The organism is Streptomyces misionensis (assembly GCF_007896895.1).
Lineage (GTDB): Bacteria > Actinomycetota > Actinomycetes > Streptomycetales > Streptomycetaceae > Streptomyces > Streptomyces misionensis_A.
The window spans coordinates 70,109-74,580 of the sequence record NZ_VOGW01000180.1; the positions used below are offsets into that span (position 1 = coordinate 70,109).

A 4,472-nucleotide genomic window follows, 5' to 3' on the forward strand; every position below is an offset into this window, starting at 1 on the left:
CGCGTCGCTCGTCGCGTCGTCGTACGGGTCGGGGGTCCGCGGCACCTGGAGCCGGTGGACGGGGCCCTGGCCCAGGCGGGCGTACCCGCGCCCCGGCGGCACCTGGGCCGGTGGCGTCGTCGGGGGCGCGGCGCCGAGGACCGACTCCACCTGGCAGGTCGCCGTCGGTCCGAGGACGACCCGGGCCCGCGTCTGCTGCCGTACCGCGTCGCTCAGCGCGTCGAGGCCGTCGAAGTGCTCGGCGACGACGACGGTCACGTTCGCCGCGCGCCCGTGCCGCAGCGGCACCCGCAGCAGGGCCTGCGGGTCCTCGCGGCCGTCCACCTCCGCGAGGTGCGCGAAGACGCTCGGCCGGTCCACCAGGACCCACAGCGGACGCCGGGTGTCCGCCGGTGGCGGATCGCCCGCCTGCCGGGCCAGGTTGATCGCGACGAGCCGCCGCTCGGTCTCCTGCGCGGCCCACTCCAGGCTCGCCAGCGCCCCGGGCAGCGCGCATTCCACGGCCAGCACTCCGTCCCGGCCGGTCAGGCACGCGTACTCGCCCGTGCCGCCGCCGTCCACGATCAGGACGTCGCCGTGGCGCAGGGCCTGGAGCGCCAGGGAACGCATCAGGGTGGAGGTGCCGCTGCCGGGCTGGCCGACCGCCAGCAGATGCGGCTCGGTGGAGCGGGTGCCGGTGCGCCAGACGACCGGCGGCACGTCGAGCTGTTCCTCCCCGTAGGAGAGGGGCAGGGTGCGCTGCACCTCGCTCGGGTCGGTGAAGCCGAGCACCGTCTCGCCCGGCGCGGTCACGAAGTGCTGGGCCACGATGTCGGGCGGCAGCGGGGCGAGCGCGGTGACGGCCAGCTGGTTGCCCTCCTCGTCCCACCCGAAGCGGTACTCGCGCCCGCGCCCCGCCTTCGCGGTGAGCACCCGCTCGATCCGCGCGCGGGCCTCGGGCTCGCCGTCCGGGAAGTAGGCGGGGTAGCGCAGCACCAGGTGCGCGACGCGTCCGGCGTCGTCGAACTCGTGCGTGGGGACGGCCTTCTGCCACTCGCCGCCGTGCGCGTACAGCGGTGCGGGGTCCTCGGGGACGGAGAAGTAGGGGACCAGGGCCTCGTACAGCGCCTGGAGCCGCTCGGTCTGGGACTCGTCGGGGCCTTCGGGGACGCGCGGGGTGCGGTCGCGGCCCTGCCAGCCCGCCGCCGCCATCACCGTGATGACGGCCAGCAGCGGCCCGTAGGGGGCCAGCACCACGACCAGGACCAGGCAGGCCACCAGGAACAGCAGCGGACCGCGCCGGTCCTTGGGGGTGTCGGCCCATCTGCGCCGCCCGGCCGAGGCCAGCCGGCGCAGCCCGCGCGAGAGGGTGATCAGCGGATGGAGGACGTCGGTGGCGCTGTCGGCCGCCGTCCGGGCCAGCTCCCGGCTCCGGGCGAGCTGCGTCCGGGCGAGTTGCGCGCCGTCTTTGCTCAGAATGCGGGGGAGAGGGCGCCGGGCCACTGCTGTCTCCTGGTGGTGGGGGACGGACGTCGGGTCGGGGCCGTCAGAACTTGATGCCGCCCAGGAGGCCGGCCAGGCTCTCCCCGCCGGCCTTGATGCTGGGCGCGATGGCCGTGCTCGACAGGTAGAACCCGAAGAGGGTGGAGACACACGCGTGCGAGCCCTTGAGGCCGTCCTTGCGGAAGAAGAGGAACATGACGGTGCCGAGCAGGACGACGCCTGACATGGAGAGGATCATTGGGTGCCTCCTGGTGTCGAGGGGGACAGTCACCATCAGTACTTCCAGGATCACAGCATGTATCTATACGATAAAGGGCGCAAGCGGGTGAATATCGTGACTATTCGCCCGACCGGTCGAACCGAGAAGAGGCCGGTTGAGCTGGGCGCTTGCGTCCGGGCTCACCCGTAGTGATCTTTACTTCGGTCGGAACGGGTCGTGTGAGGCACGAGCCAGTACCCTTGCGGTTCACCTGAACGGTTGTAATGAGAGGCGGTCCGGCGATGAGTGAAGCCCCCGACCCCGAGGTCGTGGAGCTGGCGACCAAGATCTTCGATCTGGCCCGGCAGGGGCGGACCGAGGCGCTCGTGGCGTACGTCGACGCGGGTGTTCCGGCCAACCTCACCAACGACCGCGGTGACTCCCTGGTCATGCTCGCCGCGTACCACGGCCACGCCGACGCGGTCCGCGCGCTGCTCGCCCGCGGCGCGGAGGCGAACCGGGTCAACGACCGGGGGCAGACCCCGCTCGCGGGCGCGGTCTTCAAGGGCGAGACGGAGGTCGTCAGGGCCCTGCTGGAAGGCGGAGCCGACCCTTCCGCGGGTACCCCCTCGGCGGTCGACACCGCCCGCATGTTCGACCGGAAGGACGTCCTCGAACTCTTCGGCGTCCACTGACGCCGGGCTTCTGACCAGCTACGACACGGAAAACGGGGGAGGCGGTACAGGGCCGCCGGAAATACGGTCGCGGCAGCACACACCGCGGGTCATCATGACGTCGTGATTCACGGACGCGATGGCTGGGCAGGTGTTGCCGCACCGCGCGGGCCGTGATGCGGTCCGCATGGGCCACCGACGAGAGGCAGAGAGAAATGGTCTACAGCAAGCAAGAGACGGCGGGCGCTCCGACGTTGTGTCACGCGGCCAGGTAATGCGTGTTCCCCGGTTGCGTCGACGCTTGATGTGAGGCTGTTTCCCATGTTCGATCCGGTCATAGCGCCCAGCGGCACGCTGCTCGGCCTGCTCCAGCGGGGCCGCGGCGACGGCACGCTGCACGCGCTCACCGCCCCCCGGGCGGAGGCGCTCGCGGCCCTGAACCAGTGCGTGCTGAGCGATCCCCGCCACGACTGGCAGGTGGAGAACCGCTCCCTCTACTACGCCCGCCTCTTCCTCGACCTGAACGGCGAACTGGACGCCGTCGAAGCACACCTCTTCGACCCCGAGGACCACCTGGACACCGAGGAGTCCCGCACCGGCCTCGCGCTGGCCGTGCTCGGGCACCTCGCCTCCTACGGCCGCCGGGACGCGCTCGACCTGCTGCGCAGATACGCCGCCCAGGGCGCCAACTGGGCCTGGGCGCTGGACGAGCTGGCCCTGCGCGACGACGACGCGGGCCTGCGCGCCCTCGCCGTGCCCGTGCTCGCCCGCTTCCCGGCCGGCCCCGAGGGCGACGCCGAACTGGCCGCCGCCGTGCGCGACGCCTTCGAGCCGCGGCCCTGGCGGCTGTGGGCGGAGGACTCGCGCGACTGGATCGGCGCGCGGGTGCGGGCCGCCCACGAGGCCGGCTGTTTCGACCGCTGGCAGCGGCAGCTGCGGCCGACCGGGCCCCGCCCCGGCTGGAGCGTGCGCGCCGTCTTCGAATGGGCCCAGCAGGGCCTGGAGCGAGGCGCCGCCCTCCATGTGCCGGCCGCCCGCTGTCTGACCGCGGTGGCCGGCCCCGAGGACCGGCCGGAGATCGTCGAGGCGGCCCGCGCCGGAACCGACGGGGCCCGCTGCACCGCCCTGCGCTATCTCGCCGACGGCAACGATCCCGAGGTGCTGGGTCTGATCGAGGGGGCGGTGGCCGACGGGTCCACGGTCGTCGTGGAGGCCGCCGTCGACGCCTTCGAACGGATGCGCAGTGTCGCCGCCGTGGACCGGGCGCGCGGCTGGGCCCAGCGGCCCGACGCGCTCGGTGCCGCCGCCGGTCGCGTGCTCGCCTGCCGGGGCGGCGCCCAGGACGGCCCGCTCGTCCTGGACGCCCTGCGCGAGGCCGTGCGCGGCGAGGGCCCCGACGCGCCCACCCTGTGGACCCTGGTCGACGGCGCCGGACGCCTCCGCATCGCCTGCGCGGCGCCGGTGCTGCGCCATGTCTACCGCGAGACCGCCTCCTCCCACCTGCGGGGCCGCGCCGCCCGCGCGCTCGCCGCCACCGATCCCTCCTTCGCCACCGGCTTCGCCGTCGAATGCCTCTGGGACTGCGAGGAGACCACCCGCGAGCTCGCCGCCCGGCACGCCGAGACCGGCGACAACCGGGTCGTGGAGCGCCTGCGCCGCCTCGCCGCCGACCCGGCCGAGGAGGACGAGGTCCAGACGGCGGTGCGCAGCCGCTTCGGACCCGATCTCTCCGCGAGCTGAGCGGCACCCGCGGGGGGCGGGGCGCAGGCGCGTCCCGCGCGCCCGGCCGGGCCTCGGCATGCCCGCCGTGTGAACCCCGGATGACCCGCGGGCCAGGTGGCCATGGACGCCGTCTGGCCCGCTCGGACGCGGAGCACAACGCTCACGGGACGTTCCCCGCGCGGAAAGATCGACGTTGACGCGGCCACGTCCGGCGCGGCGACAACACCCGTATGCGTGTCGTCATCGTGACCGAATCCTTTCCCCCCGATGTGAACGGCGTGGCCCACTGCGCGCTCCAGACCGCCCGGCACCTCGAAGTTCGCGGTCACCACCCGCTCGTCGTCGCCCCCGCCCCCGCTCCGGGCAGCGGCCGCGACACGGACGCCCCGTGTCCC

At 73.8% G+C, this 4,472-nt stretch carries 4 protein-coding genes; 2 read left to right on the top strand and 2 right to left on the bottom strand.

The genetic code is table 11. The features are described 5' to 3' along the window. Both FRZ03_RS30375 and FRZ03_RS30380 read right to left on the bottom strand, forming a co-directional pair. On the bottom strand, positions 1-1,482 hold a 1,482-nt coding region (locus FRZ03_RS30375), incomplete at its 3' end, for a hypothetical protein (protein WP_146468324.1). 43 nt (positions 1,483-1,525) lie between these two features. Further along, on the bottom strand, positions 1,526-1,720 hold the full coding sequence (locus tag FRZ03_RS30380) for a hypothetical protein (RefSeq protein ID WP_146468298.1): 195 nt from the start codon (positions 1,718-1,720) through the stop codon (positions 1,526-1,528). A gap of 263 nt (positions 1,721-1,983) precedes the next feature. Between FRZ03_RS30380 and FRZ03_RS30385 the strand changes: the two genes are divergently transcribed. Continuing rightward, positions 1,984-2,376, top strand: coding sequence for an ankyrin repeat domain-containing protein (locus FRZ03_RS30385; RefSeq protein ID WP_146468299.1), 393 nt, complete (start codon positions 1,984-1,986; stop codon positions 2,374-2,376). A gap of 300 nt (positions 2,377-2,676) precedes the next feature. Next, positions 2,677-4,095, top strand: a complete 1,419-nt coding sequence (locus FRZ03_RS30395) for a HEAT repeat domain-containing protein (RefSeq protein ID WP_146468300.1) — start codon at positions 2,677-2,679, stop codon at positions 4,093-4,095. The last annotated feature ends 377 nt before the right edge of the window (positions 4,096-4,472 follow it).

Coding starts and splice junctions, on each gene's coding strand:
- FRZ03_RS30380 (WP_146468298.1), bottom strand. CDS start 1,720: ATGATCCTCTCCATGTCAGGCGTCGTCCTGCTCGGCACCGTCATGTTC.
- FRZ03_RS30385 (WP_146468299.1), top strand. CDS start 1,984: ATGAGTGAAGCCCCCGACCCCGAGGTCGTGGAGCTGGCGACCAAGATC.
- FRZ03_RS30395 (WP_146468300.1), top strand. CDS start 2,677: ATGTTCGATCCGGTCATAGCGCCCAGCGGCACGCTGCTCGGCCTGCTC.